We start from the raw sequence: 21,731 nt of genomic DNA on the forward strand, positions 1-21,731 counted from the left end.
GCAGGTAGTGCAAGTAGGGAAGCTTTAACAATTTAAATCAATTGATGCTGAACGAACGTTCAGACGATGAATACGGGGGACTTAACGAGTTATGAATAAATCACTATTTTCTTATAAAGCGCTGCTGACGCTAATCAGCCTGATGGTTGTCGCCATGCTGGCGGCTTGTGGACAAGCTGCCTCGCCACAAAGCACGAATGGAGGCAATGCAGCCCAGGGAGCCGAAGCCTCTGCAGAAGCGAGCGTTTCACCGAGCGCTGGGCAAGTGGAGCCGCATGGCCCTGATGTGAAAATCGCCTCCATGTCGATTCATATTACGAACAATTTACTTGCTCTAGGGATTAAACCTGCGGGTTCGGTTGTCGGCGGCGACGTGAAGGATTTCCTTCCCCACGTAGCGGATCGTCTGGAAGGCACAGCGAAGCTTGGTGTTGTTACAGATCCGGATATGGAAGCTGTGCTGGCGCTGAAGCCGGATGTTATTTACATTGATGAAGTATATTCTGGCGCAGACCTTGCCAAATTCGAGAAGATTGCTCCGACGATTTCCATCGATATGGACAATGGCACATGGAGAGATCATTTAAAGCGGATTGCCGAGCATGTCGACAAGCAGTCAGAAGCAGAGCAGTTTATTAAAGATTATGAAGCAAAAGCGGCTAGCGTAAAGACGCTGATTAGCAGCAAGCTTGGCGCCGATGCCAAGGTGATGGCGATTCGCACAACAGCGAAGGAGCTTCGCGTCATGGGCATGAAACGTCCGGTAGGACCGATTATGTTCGAGGATTTGGGGCTGACACCGGCAACGGGCGTTGAAAAAATTACGGATGAGCCTTATGCGGTCATTTCGCAGGAGGTGCTGCCTGATTTTGATGCGGATGCCATTTTCGTCATTATCAGCAAAGGCAATGAGGCGAAAGCGAATTTTGAGCAGCTGGAGCAAAATCCGGTATGGCTTAACTTAAAAGCGGTGAAAAACAACCACGTATATGTGCTTGACGGGCAAAAATGGCTCGATTATTCGTCGCTAGGCCACAGCATGGCGCTTGACGATGCCCTGAGCTTGTTCGAGAAATAAACGAATCAAGTAGAGGGATGTCCTAATAAAACGGTGATGGAACGGAAGTCACCGACCGATCTTCTAATGGCTGCAGAGCGCGAATGGGCTCTGCAGCCATTTTTTCAATAATAGTCTTAATATCACAACTAAAAAGTCGGAATACGATTAGCCTGAGCATGGCCAAATTCGCTATAATTATAAGGTAAGCAAGGCATCTACAGGCACGCGAAGGGATGGGATCGGTTTGGCAGACAAGCGTGATCAGGCTACTACTATTCAATATATTCACAATAAAAACGGGCCCAAGCTCGGCTATTCCACTTTGTCAGGCGTCCGTATTTTGGAGCAGGACGGCTTTTATTTTAAAGATTTGAACAAGGATGGCAAGCTGGATAAATATGAGGATTGGCGGCTTAGTCCGCAGGAGCGGGCTGAGGATCTCGCTTCGAAAATGAGCATCGAGCAAATTGCCGGGCTTATGCTCTACAGCAGCCATCAGGCCGTTCCGGCGAGCCTGGGCTGGCATCCGGGCACTTATGGAGGCAAGACATTTGCGAATAGCGGTGCGGACTCACATGCGCTGACGGACCAGCAGCTTGCTTTTCTGGAGCAGGATCATTTGCGCCATGTGCTGCTGACGATGGTGGAAAGCCCGGAAACGGCGGCGCAGTGGAACAATACGATGCAGGCATACGTTGAAGGCTTAGGGCTGGGCATCCCGGTAAATACGAGCTCTGATCCGCGGCATGCGACAGATTCGACGAAGGAATTTAATGCTGGAGCCGGCGGCAGCATTTCGATGTGGCCGGAGACGATGGGGCTTGCCGCTACGTTCGATCCGGAGGAGGCGAAAAAATTCGGCGAAGTTGCAGCCAGGGAGTATCGGGCGCTCGGAATTGGCACGGCGTTATCGCCGCAGGTCGATATTGGCACCGATCCGCGCTGGTTCCGTTTTGGCATGACCTTTGGCGAAGATCCCCAGCTATCAACTGATATGGGTCGCGCTTATATTGACGGCTTCCAGACGTCGGAGGGCGAGCATGAGATTGCCGAAGGCTGGGGCTATGACAGCGTTAATGCGATGGTGAAGCATTGGCCGGGCGGGGGCTCGGGCGAAGGCGGCCGCGATGCGCATTTTGGCTATGGCAAATATGCTGTTTATCCGGGAGAGCAATTTGAGCAGCATTTGCGTCCTTTTACGGAAGGAGCGTTCAAGCTGGCTGGCAAGACCGGCAAAGCTTCTGCGGTTATGCCTTATTATACGATTTCGCAAGGACAAGACCCGATTAATGGCGAAGATGTCGGCAACTCCTACAACAGCTATCTCATAAATGATTTGCTGCGCGAGCAGTATGGCTACGACGGCGTCGTCTGCACGGACTGGGGTATTACCGCAGATGAAGGCGATGATATTACGAGGCTGATGAGCGGCGGCCGCTGCTGGGGTGTTGAGGAAGGCTACAGCGTAGCGGAGCGCCACTACAAGCTGCTTATGGCTGGCGTTGACCAATTTGGCGGCAACAATGAGACGGGTCCGGTTATTGAAGCTTATCAAATCGGCGTGCAGCAGCATGGCGAGGCGTTTATGCGCAGCCGTTTCGAGAAATCGGCAGTGCGGCTGCTGAAAAATATTTTCCGGCTTGGCCTCTTTGAAAATCCTTATTTGGAAGTGGCGCAGACGACTGCGACGGTCGGCTCCCCTACTTTCATGGCGGCTGGCTACGAAGCGCAGCTGAAATCGATTGTGCTGTTGAAAAATGAAGGGCAAACGCTGCCGCTGTCTGCTGCAAGCGGGCGCCTGACCGTCTATATTCCCCGGAAGTTCCGGCCGGAGGGGGCGAGCTGGCTCGGTCTGCCGACACCATCCTTCGAGGGTTATCCGATTAGTGTGGATACAGTCCAGAAGTATTTTGACGTGACGGACAATCCGGAGCAGGCAGATTTTGCATTGGTGTGCATTGAAAGCCCGCTCAGCACGATGGGCTACAGCAAGGCAGACGCGGAAGCGGGCGGAAATGGCTATGTGCCGGTCAGCCTTCAATACCGTCCGTATACGGCTGTGCATGCACGTGAGACGAGCCTTGCTGGCGATGCGCGCGATGTGCTGAATCGCAGCTACAAAGGGAAGACGGTTACCATTGCCAACGAATCCGATCTGGATATGGTGCTGGACACGAAAGCGAAAATGAAGGGCAAGCCCGTTATCGTTTCGATTACGCTCAGCAACCCGGCGGTAGTCGCTGAATTTGAAGCTGAAGCGGACGCCATTATTGCCCATTTTGGCTTGCAGGAGCAGGCGCTTCTGGAGACGATCATCGGCGCTTCCGAGCCGTCTGGCCTGCTGCCTTTCCAGATGCCGCGGGACATGCAGACAGTGGAAGAGCAGCTTGAAGACACGCCGCATGATATGGATGTGTATGTCGATACGGTAGGCCATACCTATGACTTTGGCTACGGTCTGAACTGGAGCGGTGTTATTCAAGATGCAAGAACGGCGAAATATACAGGCGGCAAGCGCAGTACGAAATAACATTACAATTAAAAGAGTATGTATAGCTGTACAACAACGCCCGCCGCTGTCAGGGAACTGACGCTGGCGGGCGTTGTTTGCCTTTTCACAAGTGTGGGTAGGCTAGCCGGAGGTGTAAAGTCCGTAACGGCGTTCACTTGTTCCATGCCATAGATTCTATTATGATGAATTTAAAGGTTTGGAAAGGAAGCGAAGCATGAACGATTACGAAGCGAAAAAAAAGCAAATATTGGACGCCTTTTGGTTCAGGCATGCGACGAAGGAATTTGACCTCGAGCAAAAAATATCCGATGAGGATTTTCAGTTTATTTTGGAAACGGGCAGGCTGTCCCCTAGCTCCATTGGGCTGGAGCCATGGAAATTTGTCATTATTCAAAACAAGGTGCTGCGTGCGAAGCTGGCTGACGTATCCTGGGGAGCGAGAAAACAGCTGGAAACGGCGAGTCATTTTATCGTTATTTTAGCACGCCGTAATGTGCGCTACGATTCGGAATATATGAAACATATGTACACGCAGGTTAAAGGAATGCGCGAGGAAGTATATCAGAAGGTTCCTGTTATTTATAAGTCGTTTCAGGAGTCCGATCTGCATTTGCTGGATAATGAGCGCACGCTGCTGGATTGGTCGTCGAAGCAGACGTATATCCCGCTGGCCAACATGATGACCGCTGCTGCGCAAATGGGCATTGATTCCTGCCCGATTGAAGGCTTTAATCTGGATCAGGCGCATGCGATTTTGGACGAAGAAGGGCTGCTGGAGGGCGGTAATTTGGAGGTTTCCGTAATGGCTGCTTTCGGCTACCGGCTCGCTGAGCCAAAGCGCCCCAAGTCAAGGCTGCCGTTAGAGGAAATTGTACAGTGGGTCAACTAAACTTCGGTTTTGGATATGTTCGCTGATCTTATTATCTGCCGAAAATAAAAACGCATGGGAGGTCTGCTTGCTTGCAGCACTCCCATGCGTTTTTGCGTTGCCGCGATTGCGGCCTGTGTCACCAAAAAATATTAGCCGCCGATTTTAAAGAGCTTATCGAGCGAGCCGCCTTCGGAAATGATCTTAATGGCGGTTGCGATGAGCGGTGACATTGGCAGTACGAAAAATTTGTCCGAATGATCGCTTAGCGCAATCGTATCCGTTACAACAACCTGACGGATGTTCGGATGCGTCAGCTTCTCGATAGCGTTAGCCGAGAACAAGCCGTGCGTTGCGCAAACGTAGGCATCATGGGCACCTTTTTTGTGCAGTGCTTCAACGACGTTTACGATCGTGCTGCCGGTATCGATCAAATCCTCAATAATAATCGGCGTCATGCCTTCTACTTCACCGATAATATGAGTAATTTCCGACTGGTTGTGGGCCGGGCGGTTTTTGATCATAATGGCAAACGGGCAATCCAAGTAGTTCGCCAGCTTCTCTGCTGTTGAAGCTCGTCCAGCATCCGGCGAAACGACGACGGGATTGACGATATTTTGGCTTTTCAAATGTCTGATAATGAGATCCAGAGCCGTCAGATGATCGACCGGAATTTCGAAAAAGCCTTGAATAGGATCTGCATGCAAATCCACGGTAATGATGCGATGAGCGCCGACCGTAGTCAGCACATCAGCCACCAGCTTGGCAGAAATCGGCTCACGAGGAGCGGATTTGCGTTCCTGGCGCGCATATCCATAATAAGGAATGACGAGATTAATGGTCTTAGCGGAAGCGCGCTTCGCCGCATCGATCATAATCATCAATTCCACTAAATGTTCATTAACCGGATGGGACAGTGCTTGTACAATAAAGACATGGCATGTCCGAATTGGTTCTTCATACGATACGTGAATTTCGCCGCTTTGCTGGCGGGATATGGCGACATTGCCCAGCGGAATACCGAGTGAACCACAAATTTCCTCGGCAAGCGCGCGATTGGATGATCCCGAAAATATTTTTACCTTCTGCATTGTGCTCCTCCTTCAAGTTTTGCGCAGCAAAACTGCTTCGAAAGCGTAAACTTAAGTTTTGCGCAGCAAAACTGCTTCAAAACATAAACTTAAGTTTTGCTACGAAAAACTACTACATTCCATTATACATCGAAGGAGGTCAGATTCAAGTCATAGTTCGCTCGGCTGTTTTATTAAAAATAGCGATTAACGTAGGTTAGGGATGGCAACATCCGGGTTGGCATCGGCTTCATAATCAATACCGTCGGTTTCAAAGCCGAACAGCTGGAAAAACTCTTTGCGGTAGCCAGCAAGGTCGGAAAGCTCGTACACATTTTCTGTAGTCAACTCTGACCATAGCTTCGCAACCTCAGCTTGGATTTCAGGTCTCATTTCCCAATCGTCAACGCGGATTAGGCCTCTGTCGTCAACGAGTGTTTCGCCGGAAGCATTGTACAGGCGATCAGAGAACAGGCGGTACATTTGCTCGATACAGCCTTCATGCGTGCCGTTTTCCTTCATAACCTTATACAGCGCGGAAATGTATAGTGGTACAACTGGAATCGCCGAGCTGGATTGGGTAACGAGCGCTTTGTTAACGGAAACGAAGGCCCGTCCGCCTTTCGTGCTGAGCTGCGTGCTCAGGCGCTTCGCCGTTGCTTCGAGATCATTTTTAGCATAACCAATTGTACCTTCACGGTAAACCGCATGCGTAATTTCAGGGCCGATATAGGAGTAGGCAACAGTAGTTGCGCCGTCTGCCAGTAAGCCGGCTTCCTCAAGCTGATCGATCCACATTTGCCAGTCTTCGCCGCCCATAACGGCAATCGTCTGGCGGATTTCATCCTCAGTAGCCGGCTCGATTGTCGCTTCTGTTACGTCGCCGTTGTGGAAGTTAACCGTTTTGTTCGTGTAGGTTCCGCCAATCGGCTTAATGACCGAAGAAAAGGTTTCGCCGGTTTTCGGATGAGTACGGCGCGGTGATGCTACGCTGTACACGACGAGATCAATGGTGCCCAGCTCACTGCGGATCAGATCAAGCGTTTGGGTTTTGATTTCATCAGAGAAAGCGTCTCCAACGATGCTGAACGATTTGCGGCCTGCTTCTGCTGCCGCTTTCTCGAAAGCAGCGGAGTTGTACCAGCCTGCGGAAGCCGTGCGCGCGCCTTCAGCGGCTTTGTCGAAATAAACGCCAATCGTATTGGCGCCAGCTGCAAAGGAGGAGACGATGCGCGATGCTAGGCCGTAGCCTGTCGAAGCGCCGATTACGAGCACATTGCGTGGGCCTGCAATGGCCGGCTTGGATTTTACATACTCGACTTGACGAAGGACCTGCTCGGCGCAGCCTTCTGGATGTGCTGTCGTACAAATAAAACCGCGTGTTTTTGGTTGAATGATCATATTTAATTATTCCTTCCTATTTGCAAAATGGGCTTCCTATCCATATTACTGAACAATTCTCTACCATTTTACCGATTTTTTCGGGCAAATGGAAGGGCGCGAAAAAACGCAAGACCGAGTGGAGTCGGCCTTGCGTTAGATGCTGCTGGAATGGATCAAGCGCGATGGGCAATCAAGCCCGCTTATTCGTGAATTTGCGTCAGCAAATCGCCTAGCACTTTCATCGCTTCGGCTTCCTGCTCGCCGTCGATTTCCAGCGTCACTTCCTCGTTCACGGCTATGCCGAGCGTCAGCATGCTGAGCGAGCTTTTGCCATTTACTTTTTTGCCCTTGTTCAGGACGGAAATTTTGCAGGGAAAGGCGCTTGCGGCCTGAACGAAAGTTTTAGCCGGGCGAACGTGAAAACCTGTTGGGTTAAGAATCGTAAACGTTTGACTGATCATGAGGAGATCACTCCATTTCGGATTTATTTGTATTTGAAGTATTTAAATATTAGTCTAATTCTTATTTGCGTTTTTGCTCAACGAAATCGGTCACTTGCTCATAGCTCCGAATGCGAAGCGCCTGCTCAGCGTAAGCAGCCCACTCGGCCTGGTCCAGCTCGCCAACGAGCTGTCTAGCCTGCAAAATCGCGCCAGCGCTCATGCTGAATTCATCCAGCCCAAGCCCAAGCAGCAGCGGAATCGCCGTCGTATCGCCAGCCATTTCCCCGCACATGCCAACCCATTTGCCTTCCTGCTTCGCGGCTTTGATCACCATGCTGATGAGGCGCAAAATTGAAGGATGCCAAGGCTGGTACAAATACGATACCGTCTCGTTCATCCGGTCCGCCGCCATCGTATATTGAATCAAATCATTCGTCCCGATGCTGAAAAAATCCACCTCTGGCGCGAACAGGTCAGCAGACACAGCAGCGGACGGAATTTCAACCATCATGCCGACTTCAATATGGTCAGCGACAGCAATTCCCTCGACAGCAAGCTTTGCCTGTTCTTCGGCCAGCAGTTTTTTCGCCTCAAGCAGCTCTTCGATGACTGCAATCATCGGGAACATGATTTTGAGATTGCCATGGCTGCTGGCACGAAGCAGGGCGCGCAGCTGCGTGCGGAAAATATCCTGGCGGTCGAGGCAAAGCCGCAGCGCGCGCTGGCCAAGGAATGGATTGCTTTCCTTCGGCAAATCCATGTAAGGCAGCTCTTTGTCGCCGCCAATGTCGAGCGTGCGGATGACGACGGGCTTGCCGTTCATTTTTTCGAGTACATATTTGTAGCTGGTGTATTGCTCCTCTTCGGTTGGCAGCGAGCTGCGTCCCATATAAAGAAACTCGGTGCGGAACAAGCCGATGCCCTCGGCGCCATTATCGAGCGCGCGCTGCACATCCTCGAGCTTGCCGATGTTGGCAGCGAGCTCGACCTGCTTGCCGTCTCGGGAAAAGGAGGGCTGATCCCTCAGCTTGGTCAGCTCAGCCTTATGCTGGTCATATTGCTGCTTTTGCTGCTGGAAGGCAGCGAGCTCGTCAGCGGACGGGTTGATGATGATGGAGCCAGCCGCGGCATCCATTAGGATGAAGGCATCCGCAGGAAGGGAGCGAAGGGCGGAGCCGACGCCCACGATTGCCGGAATTTCCAGCGTCCGCGCCATAATGGCGGAATGGGAAGTGCGGCTGCCGATTTCGGTAATGAAGCCGCGTACGACGTCCAAATTGAGCTGCGCCGTATCCGAAGGCGTCAAATCCTCGGCAATAATAATACATTCCTCCGTCATATTCGCGAGATCGAGATGGGGCACTCCGCGCAAATGACTCATAATGCGGCCCGCCACATCTTTAATATCGACGGCGCGGCCTTGAAGCAGCTCATCCTCCATCGCTTGCAGCAGTTCAATGAAGGACGTTGAAACCTCATGAAGGGCATATTCAGCGTTAATGCCTTCTTCGCTCATTTTTTCTTCTGCGGCATCAATGAAATCAGGGTCTTCTAAAATCATCAAATGGCCTTCGAAAATTTCAGCTTTATCCGCGCCAAGCTTTTGCTCCGTGGATACCCTGATTGCTTCAATTTCTTCCTGCGCCTGGGCTACTGCGCTGCGAAAGCGTTGAATCTCCCCGGTTCTATTTACAGCTTCAAGCTTTTTCGGCGTATAGTGGTCTTGATGAATAAAGTAAGCGGGTGCTGCCGCAAGTCCTGGCGACGCTCCGGTACCCTTCCATTGTGTTGTCATGCAACCTCATTCCTTTCCTTAACCCTGCGACTCATTGATTTAAACCGAGAGCCATTCGTTTCAAAGATGATCAAAGCTTGCTGTAGGCTTCTACAATTTGCCCGTGCAGCGGATGATCCGCTGGCAGTGACGTATAACGCGCAATAACCTCGCTCAGTGTTGAGCTTGCAAGAGCTGCCTGAATTTCCGCAGCTTCGGGGTCTTCTGTATAGGCAAAGCGCAGCGCTGCGGCCATTGCTTTAGTCAAATGGACAGTAGGCAGGCCAAGCTCGAAGGCGAGCAGGGCGGGCCGCACAAGACGGTCATCCGGCGACAGCTTGCGAATCGGAGAACGTCCAACACGCACCACTTCATCCGTCAAATAAGGATTAATAAAACGCTCTAAAATTTGCTCAATGTACGATTGATGCTCGTTTTCCGAGAAGCTGTAAGTACGAACAAGCATCGCGCCCGTTTCTTTAAGCGCACCCTCGACTTCACTGCGGACAGCCGCGTCCTGCATTGCTTCCTGTATAGTGGCATACCCTTGCAAATAGCCATAATAAGCGGCAACACAATGTCCGGTATTTACGGTGAATAGCTTGCGCTCAATATAGGGCTGGAGCTGATCGACATAATGGATGCCGGGAATTTCCGGCGTGCCTTGCGGCAGTGCAGAGCGGTCAACCGTCCACTCATAAAAAGGCTCTACGGTCACTTGCAGTGGATCGTCATGCAGCTGTTGCGGAACGATGCGGTCAACAGCCGCGTCTGGAAAAGCAATCGCCTGCTCCGCCTGTGCTCTAACGTCAGCGGCCAGATGGGAATAAACAAGCAGCTTAAGCTGCGAACTGCCGCCAATCGCGTTTTCACAGGCGATAACAGGCAATAGGGAAGCGGAAGCTGCCGGGTTCTTAGCCAGACGAAGCGTGATGCCTTCAGCAATGGCTCCGGCAATATGCTTCAGGACTGACACGCCGACGGCTGTCGTGACGAGATCTGCCTCGGCAATCGCTGCGGCAACGAGCGCCGTATCATTGCCATTAATCGCGTCCACGCCCGAGACCGTGAACGACTCTGCTTGCTCGCTGGCAAGCTTAACGGTGTATTGCTGTTTTTCCTGCAGCAGCGCGACGAGGGAGGCATTTACATCGACGAAAGTTACGCGGCAGCCTGCTTGTGAGAGCAGGAGGCCGATGAAGCCTCTTCCGATGTTGCCGGCGCCAAAATGGACGGCCCTCATTCTTCCATACCTTGCTCGAAAATCGCGATAAGCTCAGCCTCTGAGCTAGCATTCAAAATCCGCTCCATATCGTCTTCCTCGGATACAAGCATCGCAACGCTTGTTAAGATGTTCAGATGGTCATCGCCGACCGCTGCCAGGCCAATAACGAGCTTGGCTGGCTCGTCGCCGCCAAAGTCTACCCCGCCAGGTACAATTAGGATGGACATGCCCGTGGAGTGGATGAGGCTTTTGGAGTCATTGGTGCCGTGTGGCATCGCCAGTCCGCCGCCAATATAGGTCGAGAGCAGTTCTTCGCGCTCAAGCATTTTGTCCACATAGGACGCCGGAACATGGCCTGCTTCAACGAGCAGTTGTCCCGCAAGGCGGATCGCCTCATATTTGTCATTAACTTGAACGTTCAATTTCACTTTGTCTGTGGATAAAATAGTCATGGCTCATTTCTCCAATCTAGTTTGAATTTGATTTCTTTCTCTAGGTGAAAGGATATAAAAGCTTGAATTTCCGCTGAGCTGCCGTGCTTGAGCAGCTCTGTCAGCTCGGACATCAGCAGCATCGCGCTCACTTCGCTCAAAATCTCCAAAGCGGTGCGGCGAAGCTCGGCAGGGCCAAGCATCAATAAAATTTGCTTCACGGGGACAGCGCCGCTGTCTCCAAATGGCAGCGGCTCATTAAACCGAAACAGGCTAAGCACAGGAAAGGCAATGGCATCCGAGCGAGTATGGAACAATGCCAGCTCCGTGTCTGGAATGACCTGGCTTCCATGCTGCTCCCGTGTTAGCAGCAGTTGAACGACCTTCTGCTCGTCGGTCACTGCATGCAAATGCTGAATGCTCTCAATGAGCTCCTCGGTGACGCCCGTTAAATCGCCGCGCGGCAGGCCGGGCCGTTCCGGCATCGTATAAACCTGAAAGGTTTCCAGCAGCATAACCGCATCGGAAGCATACATTTTTAACTGCATCAACCGCTCCAGCGGCGAGTGGCTGCTCGTTTCCGGCGTTTTTGGCGACGGAGCATGCTTGAGCGTAATATTTTGAATAAAGGATCGCAGTCGTTCGACTTCCGCTTCCAGCAGCAGAGGGCTCAGCTTAATATAACGCTCGGCAGCTATCGGCAAATCAACGGTTGAAATAATGAGATCGTATTGCTGCTCCGGCATGCGAGCCGCTTCGTACCAAGAACGGTTGCCAATCAGCTCGATTTGCGGCAGCTCCTTGCTAATTCGAACGGCAAGCAGCTTTGAAGAACCGATACCGCTGGTGCATACGAGCACCGCTCTAACTTTTCGCGGAAACTGCCTCAGCCGTTCCATGGAGGCGCCAAAATGCATGACCATGTAGCCAATTTCCTCATCAGGCACTTCGATCGTGCTTATAATAGCATTAACGCCTTTGCGAATAAGGGTAAACAGCAATTCATAATCTTTCTTAATTTGTGCCAGCAGCGGATTGCGAATCGTGCTGCCTTCCTCAATTCTGCGAAAAGCAGGGAGCATATGCTGCTGCAGCCCTTCTCTAAGGGAACGGTCCTCGGTAAAAGGCTCACCCAGCTGCTCCTCCATAAAAGCGATCAGCTTCGTTACGCTTGCGCTGAGCGTCCAATCTCCCTGGGCGAGCAGCAGTCCGTCTTCTTCAGACGAATCGGTCGCTTTGAGCAGCTTAGCGATATAGCGGACTTCCTCAGCAGGCAGCTCCAATGCAAGCATGCGCAGCAGCTCCTCGGCTTTGCTTCCCCCTCTTGCTGAGTAGGAAGGCAGAGGTCCGTTCACATGCGGCGGAATCAAATGCCCTTCCTGAATTCGCGTCAGCGTGACAGCAAGCCGAATGAGCAGATGTAAATGCTCCTTTTCTGACAATTGCAGCTGCCAGCCATCCTCTAGCTTCCAAAACGCCTGCTCCAAGGAGAAAAAAGGCTTCCTGCCAACCATCGCCAGCAGCTCCTTGGATAAAGGATGCTGGGCTGCGGCTTCCTGAGCTTGGCCGAACAGGTCGGATTCGTCTAGATGCGTTTGCGCGAGCCAAGCAATGAACAGCCTTTTTGCTGGCTCTGGTCCGCTTATTTCTACGCCATAGCCGCGCCTGCGCACAAGTGTCAGCCCATGATTGCGAATCATTTGCTCCAGCTCATCAAGATCATGGCTAATCGTTGGCATCGTAACGCGCAGCTGGTGGGAGAGCGAAAATTGTTTAATCGGCTCGGTATGCTTAAGCAGCCTGCACAATATAAGCGCCTTGCGTTCCTCTGCTGAATATTCAAACAGATCTGCATGCTCGAGCGCCTGCTTAAAACGCTCTAGCCGCTCGCTGTCCGCTTCGAGTTTGATCCCGATTCCGGAACGCTTATGCAGCTTGATATGATTGGCAGCTAGTACAAGCTCAATGTCACTCAGCTCGCGGTGAATCGTTCGGGTGCTTGCCCCGACCTCAGCAGCAATATCGGCCGCTGTTATTTCATCCCGCTGCTCCAGCAGCAGCTCTACAATACGTCGCTGTCTCGTCGATACTTTGATGGGAGATCATCCTTATCCGGGAAATGGACTTAACGCCGACATTAAATGTCAGCGTTAAGCGCAAAGTCTAGACTTGCTTCGTTTAGCTTAATCTTTTGATTAAAGCATCATACTCGGGGCTCTTCAAGAAATCTTCAATGGAGATGTGCTCAGCTCCAGGAACTTTAAGGCGCGCCCGTTCAGTCAGCGATTTATGGGTAATGACGATATCCGCATCAGACGGTAGATCGTTGATCGCTGTGTTGGTCACCTGTACAGGGAGACCAGCTGCTTTGACTTTCTTTTTCATAATGGAAGCACCCATCGCACTAGAGCCCATTCCAGCGTCGCAGGCAAAAATAATTTTGTTTACTTCGTTTTTCGATTTCACCGTATTAGCAGCTGCGGAAGCTGTGCCAGCTGTTTCAGTGCCTTTAGAAGAGGCCTTCATATCTTGCATTTTAGTCGTTGCTTCCTCAATATCGCCTTGCGTGTTTTTGCTTGTTTTCAGCAGAAGCGCGCCGATTACGAACGATACCGCCGCCGCAACGACAACGCCGCTAATCATGGCGAAGTAGCCATCTTTAGGCACTAGCGCAAAATAAGCGAGAATACTTCCTGGCGAAGGAGCGGCTGTAAGGCCGGCGCCCAGCAGGGAGAAGGTGAATGTTCCAGCCATGCCGCCACCGATTACCGCAAGGATAAGGCGCGGATTCATCAGGACGTATGGGAAATAAATTTCGTGAATACCGCCGAAAAACTGAATGATGATCGCACCAGGAGCAGAGCCTTTCGCTGCGCCTTTGCCAAACAGCCAATAAGCGAGCAAAATACCAAGGCCGGGACCTGGATTCGACTCCAGCATGAACATAATGGATTTGCCAGTAGCAAGCGATTGCTCAAGCCCGATTGGACTTAAAATACCGTGGTTGATCGCATTGTTCAGGAACAAAATTTTACCCGGCTCAATTAAAATGTTCGCCAGCGGCAGCAGGCCGTGGTTGATGAGAAATTCAACGCCGGAAGAAATCAGCTTGCTGAATGCGGTAACGAGCGGGCCAACACCTTTGTATGCTCCAATCGAGAGCGCAGCGCCAATGATGCCCGAAGAAAAGTTATTTATAAGCATTTCAAAGCCAGATGGGATTTTGCCTTCCAGCGCTTGGTCAAATTTTTTCAATATCCATGCGGCCAGCGGACCTACGATCATGGCTCCGAGGAACATGGTAATGTCCGATCCGAGAATAACGCCCATCGTAACCATAGCCCCGATGACGCCGCCACGGGTGCCGTGAACCATTTTACCACCTGTATAACCGATCAAGAGCGGAAGCAAATAAGTAATGGTTGGGCCAACAAGCGTTGCCAAATCTTCATTTGGAAACCAGCCGGTAGGAATGAACAGGGTTGTAATAATCCCCCAGGCAATAAATGCACCGATATTCGGCATAACCATTCCACTTAGGAATCGGCCGAATTTTTGCACCCCTACCTTTACGCCGCCGGATGACGATGGTTGTACTTCTTGACTACTCATGACATGACTCCTCCTCAATGAATTGCGAAGCAATAACAGCTTCGATAAGCGCGGGTATATGAATGAGCGAAGCGATCATCACGCGCAACAAGTTTTCACCGTTTTTCAAACAGCTATTAACAAACGGGAATATAATCATGTTAATGGATAGCGTTTACAGTCGCAATGAAAGGAAAAGAAGAAAGCGTCATGAGCGCTGTTGACAGTATTTATTTTGGCAGAAATGGAGGGGGAATATGCTAATAATCTGCTATTGAATGCTGAATATTCATCTGAAAAGCGAACGTTTAGCAGCCTGGGATTCCAAAAGGTACGGGGATTTTGAGTGCGTCAAATAACGGTTTGTACAAAAAAACAGCGGCAGTATAGGACTGGAAATTAGCCCTATACTGCCGCTATGTTGTTTTTATGGCGATTCACAAAAAGCTGCTTACAGCCTTCTGCGGTTGTAGAATAAAACGAACACACTCGACAAGATCAAAATGATTAAGGCGACACCTGCAGTAATAGCTTCCGAAATGCTGCCCTGCGACTGGGCGTTTTGACCGCCGAAACCCATGCCATTGGGTGGCATCATACCGCCAAAATCCATGCCATTCGGCGGCGCCATCATGCCGCCTTGTCCGCCGGGAAAGCCACCACCACCGAAGCCCTGACCGCCCGCCGCGTTAGCACCATCAGCTGGAGGATTGCCGCCTGCTGCATTAGCATCGTCATTTGGAGCACCGTCTCCACCAGGGAAACCGCCGCCCATACCGGGCATGCCCCCTTCAAAGCCGTTGCTGCCGCTGCCAGAGCCATCGCCAGAGGATGGGATTGTACCGTCGAGCTGCTGCGTGACGCTCGCTACCTGCGTGCTTGCAAAGGAAAGCACCGTCGTAATGCCTTGCTCATACTCCTCATAAGAATAGAAGGAGGAAGGGTCCGCTTTTACATAAGGAGAAATCAGCTCGGAAATTTCTTTAACGCGGGCAGCGAGGGTATCGTCTGCCAAATATCCTTCAATCATTTCTTTTATAATCGCGTGGTATTGCTCCTTGTATTCATCTACTGCCAGCAATTTTGCGACGAGAGGCCGTTCCGCCAGTTTGCCTGACGTCGGTTCATCAATGAGTACGCCTGTGCCTCCAAAGCCGCCGAATGACATATTGTAATCCCATGGCAAAATCGAGAACAGGCCATCATCCTCATATAAATAGTAGTTATGCTTTGTCATCGACAAGTAGCTGTCCATATTGCCCGCGACTGTGTTCAAGGCGATAAACTTCAGCACTTCCTGTACATCCAAAACGCTGTCATAGTCCGTTCCGTTATTTAATTCATCGAGCATTTTCAACAAAATATCGTCATTGGACGAAGCCGATTTGAGATCAAGCCCCGTATACGATTTTAACGTTCCCAGCCAGTTCAGCTCGCTGCCGGTTCCGCCGTTTGCCTTATAAAGCGCACCGTAGCTGTTGCCAAAGTTACGCTCCAAATATTCCTCGCCAATTTGCTCAACGGCTAAGTAAAAGCCCCAAAGCTCACCATTTACATACACATTCACATAGGAATATTTAGGGGTTGGCAAGCCCATGGCTTCAGCAAGCTCATAGGTAAGGAACTCACGCATATAGGAGGCGTCGCTGTAATTGTTGTTCAGATTGATTTTGCTAACGCCTTCAATCGTCTGATTAACATATTCGTCGAAGGAGAGCTTTAAGCTGTAGCGGTCCGAATCTTTATTATTGACGACGCTGATCAAGCTTAGATTGCCCTTCGTGCGTAAGCCGACATTATTGAAAACTTGGCCGTTGTAATCGACGGTCGCTTCCTTAAATTCCTCGGAGCTGGCATTGTCCAGCATATTTTGAAAATCATCTTTGTCCACTGTAATTTTTACGTCAATAACCTTGTCCTTGGGAAATACCGTCTCATCCAGCGTCTGCTCCCCATCCGAAACAACACTTGCTTCCGTTGTCGTTGTAGTAGAGCCTGTACCATTGGTACAGGCTGTAATGGTGAGAAGCAGAAGGAGGGAGCACAGGCTTAGAAGCAAGGTTGAAGCTTTTGCCTTCATGCCGGAAACCTCCTTATTTTAAGATACATAATCCCCGCTGTAGCTGATCAAGACGGCATTTTTGACACCTTCAAGCTCGGAAAGCTGGTTAACAAACGCGCCTTCCTGATCACGCAGCCTAATTTCGATCGTCATTTCCACATTGCCGCGCGTAACGGTTTTTTGCTTCACATTGTAACGCTTGACGAGCTTGTTCAGACGGCCGTGAATTTCCTTCTCAGTCGTTTCATTGTCACAGTTGACCACAAGCAGGTACGGCTGCTCAACCGAGCCGCCTTTGACGAAGAAGAAGAGCACGAGACCGACAATGACAGAGCCAATAGCAGCGAGCGTATAGAAGCCTGCACCCGAGACGATACCGGCAACGGCTGCCCAAAATAGGAAGATCAGGTCGGTTGGATCTTTAATTGGCGTTCTAAAGCGGACGATGGATAATGCGCCGACCATACCGAGCGAGAGCACCAGATTGGAGTTGATCGCTATAATGACCATAGCTGTAACCATCGTCATGCCGATGAGCGAGACGTTGAAGCTTTTGGAATAAAGCACGCCGCTGAATATTCGTTTGTACAGCGTATAAATGAAGAAACCAATCAGAAAAGCTACACCCATTGTAATGAGTATTTTTGAAATACTAATATCGGAGGTGAAGTTGCTCATCACCGAGTTTTTAATAATATCGGAAAAAGAGGTTGCCGTTTCCGCTGCTTCTGTCGTTGCGGCAGCTGCCGTAGTCGTTGTCTCCATCGTTTAAAAATCCTCCCAAGTGTTGAATTTAAGATATTTGCGGCAGATCACGTATTTGGATGCCGAGGTACGGTGCAGCCCTTCGAGCTGGAGCGCAGTTTGAATATAAGCCGGCATGTATTCATCGAATTTCACTTCGAGTATCATCCGGTTGTCTTCCAGGGCAATGACGGGATCAAGATTCGGGTCAAAAATGTCCAGCGCATGCAGTCCTGTTCGCAAATCTTTGTCGAATGTAATCCGCACATTGCCATTTTCGTAAACGTAAGGCTCGCGCACATAATCCACGATCACCTTCGGACGAAGCAGCCTGTACTTCATCTCATTGTAAATTTCCATAAGCAGCGGCTTATCGGGCCGATTGAATACCTCGTAGTCGCCAGCCATCATCTGGTCATACATAGCGCGTGTAAGCGGCTCCTTGACTTTGGCAATGTAATCCTTGAATTTGATTTTTTTCTCAAAATGGATGACCTTGTCCTGCGTATTGTAAATGCGAATCCGATATTTGCTTCGGTCACGTATGCCGCCAAGCTTCTCATGCAGCGCTTTATTGTTCACATCGTCGAAGTACAAGCTTCGAATATGGTATTCGCCCGTATCGCCGACATTAGCGTCCTGCTGCATCATATTTTTAAGCCGCTGCCTGATAACGAAGTACTGATGCTGGTTAATAATAAATTTCAGCTCATGCCGGAACTTCAAATTTTGCTGCAATTTACTCCCTCCTTCTCTCTATTAATCGTTTAGTTGTCATCGTGTCTTGGCTAAGCTGTTTGTAAAGCAATTGTAAATTCAGATACTGATGTGAAAATGAGTGCCAGCTGAAAGATTGCTGAATGTCAGCTGAAAGATTGCTGAAAGCCAGGTGAAACGTTTGACGCGCCTTGTGCGGGAGCGTTATCGTAAAAGGCAGCATGGGTACGAACTTCATGGGGAAGGAGATTGTGATGAAAAAGGAATGGATATGGATTTTGTCCCTTTGTCTCTTGCTCCTGCTCGTTGTTGCAGGAATAGAGTGGCTGAAATCGGATGGGATAACAGATAAGGCTGCTGGTAAGCCTTATGCAGTCGTTACGACATTTAAGGAGGATGCGGCAACGAGCCGCGCATTCACTTGGTTCACCGATAATCCGCAGTCAGGAACGGTGGTGGAATGGATGGAAGGAATGGATGCGGGAATGTTGTCGGGCGAGGGCGAGGGCGAGGGGATACAGGTCAGTCGTCTTGAGGGGAAGACAACAACACTGGATACGGGCAATGGCGTAATAAGAGGGGTGCATAAGCTGGAGCTGACGGGGCTGTCGCCCGGCACAGCCTATACGTACCGTGTGGGCGATGGCAGCGAGAATGGCTGGAGTGAAGCGTTCCATTTTATGACGGAGGCGCAGGATACAGATCATTTCACTTTTATTAATGTGACGGATTCGCAAGGCATAACGGAGCAGGATTTCGAGCTGTGGGGAAATACGCTGGATCAGGCGTTTAGGACATTCCCTGGTGCGCAGTTTATGGTGCATAACGGCGATTTAACGGAAAATCCGGATGATGAAATCGCATGGCAAAACTTTTTTGGCAAGGCGCAGCAGTGGGTAACACGCTTTCCGTTAATGCCAGTTACAGGAAATCATGACGAGGTTGATGGCAACGCGGATGAATTTGTAGCCCATTTCAATTTGCCAGAGAGTGGGGCGGACGGCTCGATCGCTGGAACGACGTATTCGTACGACTATGGCCCGGCGCACTTCATCATGCTGAACACGGAATCAAACAAAAAGGAGCAGACGAAGTGGCTGGAACAGGAGTTGGCAGCTACAGATAAACGCTGGATTATCGTATCGGTGCATCGTGGTCCTTATGCCGGTAATCAATACGAGAAAATCGATGATTGGGTTAAGCTGTTTGACAAATACGGAGTTGATCTCGTGCTTCAGGGGCACAATCATGAATATGCAAGATCATATCCGCTGAAGGATGGCAAGGTGACAGGGGATGGAGAGGGTGTCATCAGCACTTCAAGCGGCACCGTCTATGTCGTGACTAACGCAGCGGGGCAGAAGTTTAATGAGAAGAAAGAGGATCAATTTTATCATAAGGTTCATTTTCAAAATTATAAGCAAATGTTTGCCGGCATTACCATCGAAGGAGATAAGCTGACATACGAGGCTTATGATGTGGATGGCAACAAGCTGGATGCGTTCGTGCTGCAAAGTGAAAAATAAAACAGGGTGTCCCGGCGGCCAGCTCATGGCTGTGTGGGGCACCCTGTTTGCATATGCGCTCTTAAGCAAGCTAAGCATCCTCTAACGGCAGCTTGACAGTGAAAGTACTTCCCTCGCCGACGATGCTGGCCGCCTCAATCGTGCCGCCGTGCGCCTCAACGATGGACTGCGTTATCGATAGTCCAAGGCCTGCTCCGCCGCTCAGGCGGGTGCGGGAAAATTCACTGCGATAAAAACGCTCAAACAAATGGGGGAGATGCTCCGGCTTAATGCCCGTTCCATTATCGGTAATGGAGATGGCGGCATAGGCTCCGGCTTTAGCGAGCTTTAGCGATATTTTTCCCAGATCGGCATCGGTATGCTGGACAGCATTTGAAAATAAATTAAGCACCACCTGCTTTAGCTGATCGGGATTGCAGCGTCCGCTTATGCTTATAGAAGCGTCAATTCGCACCTCTCGCTCTCCGCCCAAAATATGCAGCTGCGGCTCCAACTCATGAATGAGTTTGCCAATGCTCGTATCCACTTTAACGAGCTCCGGCGCCTGATCAAGCTTGGCTAGCAGCAGCAAATCCTCGACGAGCTTGTTGATACGCGTCGATTCCAGCTTCATGCTCGTTAAGGCGCGGTGCAGCTGTTCAGGATTTGTAGCGGCACCGCGCAGCAGCACCTCCAGAAACCCATGGATAGAAGTGAGCGGTGTCCGCAGCTCATGCGAAGCGTCGGCAACAAAACGCCGCATCCGCTCCGTCGTTTGCCGCTCCGTCTCGAAGGAGCTTTCCAGCCGGCCGAGCATGCCGTTGAATGCATCCGAGAGCAGATCGATTTCCTGCTGACCTTGCGATATAGGAAGCCGTTCTGTGAGATTGACAGCATCGGTGCGCTGGGCTGCTTTCACGATACGCGACAGAGGCGAAAGCGTCTTGCGCAGTATCGGCAAATACAGTGATAGGCCTCCTGCCAAGGCAAGAATAGACAGCCCAGCGAAAATCGCGAGCTGATACGCAAGTACCGTTTGCAGCAAGTCCGTGTCGTTGCCCGCTTGAAAGAGTCCGTCAGGCGAATCTGGCGGTCCGGCCAGCCGAAAGACGACAAGCTGCTGTGCCCCTTCGCTGTTGCTGAGCAGCTGATAGCTGACCTTGCGATGTTTTTTTAAATCATTTAAAATTTTCATATATTCTTCTTGGCTAAGCTCTGGTGTCCAAGTTTCACTGCTAATCGTCAGTACCGTCCGTTCTCCTGTATTGCTAACATAGGCAAGAGATAACCTTGGCTGAGTAATGATAGGCATATTGCTTGGGTCCTCCGGCGATGCTGCATCACCTTTATAGGGTGATTTTTTTTGGTAAGCGCGTATGTTGTCCATATACCACAAGGGAGGCAACGCCTGAATTTGCGCTTCCAATGCCTCAGCGCGATTATTATAAATAAAGTCCTTCATAAAAACGTATTGCAGCGTTCCAATTAACAGAAGCAGCCCTGCCAGTACGAACAGCGAGCGGCTGAGCAGTTGGTAGCGAAGCGATTCGGGCTTTAAGAGACGAAGCAGCAGCGGAGCTTTTCGGCCCGTCATGGAAAATCCATGCGATAGCCAGAGCCGCGTAGTGTACGAATAAGTCTGTGCTCTTTGTCCTGCAGCTTCTCGCGCAGCGAACGGATGTACACCTCCACAATGTTTTCCTCGCCGCGAAAATGATAACCCCATACTTTGTCCAAAATAAGCGCCTTGCTCAGTACAATGCCGTTATTCATCACAATATATTTCAGCAGCTCATATTCGGTAGGCGACAGCTCCAGCACTTTATCCATGTAGGACAGCTCCTTGCGCAGATCGTCGATGCAAAACGGACCGTATACAACTTCCCCGAGCAAATTCGGAAACTGATTGCGAAGCCTCGCCTGAATGCGGGCAAGCAATTCCTCAAAGCTGAACGGCTTAATGATATAATCGTCAGCGCCAATGTTCAGCCCCTTCACGCGATCCTGCGTTTCGTCCTTGGCAGTTAGCATAATAATGGCGATATTATCGCCCGTTGCCTTAAGTGCCTGGCATACTTCAAAGCCATTCATGCCCGGCATCATCACATCCAAAATGACAACATGCGGTTTGAAATCGCTAGCGACCATGATCGCTTCCTCGCCATTGCTGGCTGTCCGAATATCCGCACCTTCATTCAGCAAGCCAAGCTCTAAAAACTGCACAATATGCGGCTCGTCATCAACAAGCAGCAGCTTAATTCCTTTAACCGACATTTTATCATCTCCAGTTTTGCAAACTAATGCTTCTTTCATTATTATCTGTTTCGTTGAAAGTTTCATCTGATT

At 50.5% G+C, this 21,731-nt stretch carries 17 protein-coding genes and 1 pseudogene; 4 read left to right on the forward strand and 14 right to left on the reverse strand.

What is annotated here, in order from left to right; all coding sequences use genetic code 11:
* The first annotated feature begins 91 nt into the window (after positions 1 to 91).
* The 3 genes from AC50YG_RS13775 (at position 92) to AC50YG_RS13785 (ending at position 4,461) form a co-directional block, all read left to right on the forward strand.
* Complete coding sequence (locus tag AC50YG_RS13775) at positions 92 to 1,078, forward strand: iron-hydroxamate ABC transporter substrate-binding protein (protein ID WP_494827491.1); 987 nt, start codon at positions 92 to 94, stop codon at positions 1,076 to 1,078.
* 220 nt (positions 1,079 to 1,298) lie between these two features.
* Positions 1,299 to 3,590, forward strand: coding sequence for a glycoside hydrolase family 3 protein (locus AC50YG_RS13780; protein WP_494827781.1), 2,292 nt, complete (start codon positions 1,299 to 1,301; stop codon positions 3,588 to 3,590).
* A 196-nt stretch (positions 3,591 to 3,786) separates the two neighbouring features.
* Positions 3,787 to 4,461: an NAD(P)H-dependent oxidoreductase gene (locus AC50YG_RS13785; protein ID WP_494827493.1), complete on the forward strand. Its 675-nt coding sequence runs from the start codon at positions 3,787 to 3,789 to the stop codon at positions 4,459 to 4,461.
* A 131-nt stretch (positions 4,462 to 4,592) separates the two neighbouring features.
* Here the strand turns inward: AC50YG_RS13785 and AC50YG_RS13790 are convergent, their stop codons facing one another.
* From AC50YG_RS13790 to AC50YG_RS13845, 12 genes and pseudogenes are all read right to left on the reverse strand, one after another.
* Positions 4,593 to 5,531 carry a ribose-phosphate diphosphokinase gene (locus AC50YG_RS13790; protein WP_056029736.1) on the reverse strand — a complete coding sequence of 313 codons (939 nt, stop codon included), beginning with the start codon at positions 5,529 to 5,531 and terminating at the stop codon, positions 4,593 to 4,595.
* A gap of 186 nt (positions 5,532 to 5,717) precedes the next feature.
* Positions 5,718 to 6,911 (reverse strand): enoyl-ACP reductase FabV, encoded by a 1,194-nt coding sequence (gene fabV, locus AC50YG_RS13795; RefSeq protein WP_494827496.1) that lies wholly within the window; start codon positions 6,909 to 6,911, stop codon positions 5,718 to 5,720.
* 182 nt (positions 6,912 to 7,093) lie between these two features.
* Positions 7,094 to 7,354 (reverse strand): HPr family phosphocarrier protein, encoded by a 261-nt coding sequence (locus AC50YG_RS13800; RefSeq protein WP_494827497.1) that lies wholly within the window; start codon positions 7,352 to 7,354, stop codon positions 7,094 to 7,096.
* Between the two features lie 61 nt (positions 7,355 to 7,415).
* Positions 7,416 to 9,131 carry a phosphoenolpyruvate--protein phosphotransferase gene (gene ptsP, locus AC50YG_RS13805; RefSeq protein WP_494827499.1) on the reverse strand — a complete coding sequence of 572 codons (1,716 nt, stop codon included), beginning with the start codon at positions 9,129 to 9,131 and terminating at the stop codon, positions 7,416 to 7,418.
* A gap of 70 nt (positions 9,132 to 9,201) precedes the next feature.
* A complete protein-coding gene (locus tag AC50YG_RS13810; RefSeq protein WP_494827500.1) occupies positions 9,202 to 10,353 on the reverse strand; it encodes a mannitol-1-phosphate 5-dehydrogenase in 1,152 nt (383 codons plus the stop codon).
* On the reverse strand, positions 10,350 to 10,787 hold the full coding sequence (locus tag AC50YG_RS13815) for a PTS mannitol transporter subunit IIA (protein WP_473757873.1): 438 nt from the start codon (positions 10,785 to 10,787) through the stop codon (positions 10,350 to 10,352). The genes AC50YG_RS13810 and AC50YG_RS13815 overlap by 4 nt, the downstream gene beginning before the upstream one ends.
* The gene (locus AC50YG_RS13820; RefSeq protein ID WP_494827503.1) at positions 10,784 to 12,574 is read right to left on the reverse strand and encodes a BglG family transcription antiterminator; all 1,791 of its coding nucleotides are present in this window, start codon (positions 12,572 to 12,574) and stop codon (positions 10,784 to 10,786) included. The genes AC50YG_RS13815 and AC50YG_RS13820 overlap by 4 nt, the downstream gene beginning before the upstream one ends.
* Before the next feature lie 141 nt (positions 12,575 to 12,715).
* Positions 12,716 to 12,862 (reverse strand): annotated as a pseudogene (locus AC50YG_RS13825) (HTH domain-containing protein); the annotation flags it as partial.
* An 82-nt stretch (positions 12,863 to 12,944) separates the two neighbouring features.
* Positions 12,945 to 14,378, reverse strand: coding sequence for a PTS mannitol transporter subunit IIBC (locus AC50YG_RS13830; protein ID WP_494827505.1), 1,434 nt, complete (start codon positions 14,376 to 14,378; stop codon positions 12,945 to 12,947).
* A 430-nt stretch (positions 14,379 to 14,808) separates the two neighbouring features.
* Positions 14,809 to 16,437: a CotH kinase family protein gene (locus tag AC50YG_RS13835; RefSeq protein ID WP_494827507.1), complete on the reverse strand. Its 1,629-nt coding sequence runs from the start codon at positions 16,435 to 16,437 to the stop codon at positions 14,809 to 14,811.
* 18 nt (positions 16,438 to 16,455) lie between these two features.
* The gene (locus AC50YG_RS13840; protein ID WP_341278531.1) at positions 16,456 to 17,184 is read right to left on the reverse strand and encodes a DUF4956 domain-containing protein; all 729 of its coding nucleotides are present in this window, start codon (positions 17,182 to 17,184) and stop codon (positions 16,456 to 16,458) included.
* 3 nt (positions 17,185 to 17,187) lie between these two features.
* Positions 17,188 to 17,901, reverse strand: a complete 714-nt coding sequence (locus tag AC50YG_RS13845) for a polyphosphate polymerase domain-containing protein (protein ID WP_494827509.1) — start codon at positions 17,899 to 17,901, stop codon at positions 17,188 to 17,190.
* A 233-nt stretch (positions 17,902 to 18,134) separates the two neighbouring features.
* Here AC50YG_RS13845 and AC50YG_RS13850 point away from each other — a divergent pair, with 233 nt between their 5' ends.
* Positions 18,135 to 19,406 carry a purple acid phosphatase family protein gene (locus AC50YG_RS13850; protein WP_494827511.1) on the forward strand — a complete coding sequence of 424 codons (1,272 nt, stop codon included), beginning with the start codon at positions 18,135 to 18,137 and terminating at the stop codon, positions 19,404 to 19,406.
* Between the two features lie 70 nt (positions 19,407 to 19,476).
* Here the strand turns inward: AC50YG_RS13850 and AC50YG_RS13855 are convergent, their stop codons facing one another.
* Positions 19,477 to 20,979 carry a sensor histidine kinase gene (locus AC50YG_RS13855; RefSeq protein ID WP_494827515.1) on the reverse strand — a complete coding sequence of 501 codons (1,503 nt, stop codon included), beginning with the start codon at positions 20,977 to 20,979 and terminating at the stop codon, positions 19,477 to 19,479.
* Positions 20,976 to 21,659: a response regulator transcription factor gene (locus AC50YG_RS13860; protein WP_494827517.1), complete on the reverse strand. Its 684-nt coding sequence runs from the start codon at positions 21,657 to 21,659 to the stop codon at positions 20,976 to 20,978. Before AC50YG_RS13860 ends, AC50YG_RS13855 begins: the two co-directional genes overlap by 4 nt.
* Positions 21,660 to 21,731: the final 72 nt, after the last annotated feature.

Source organism: Paenibacillus sp. J31R34, from assembly GCF_059383715.1.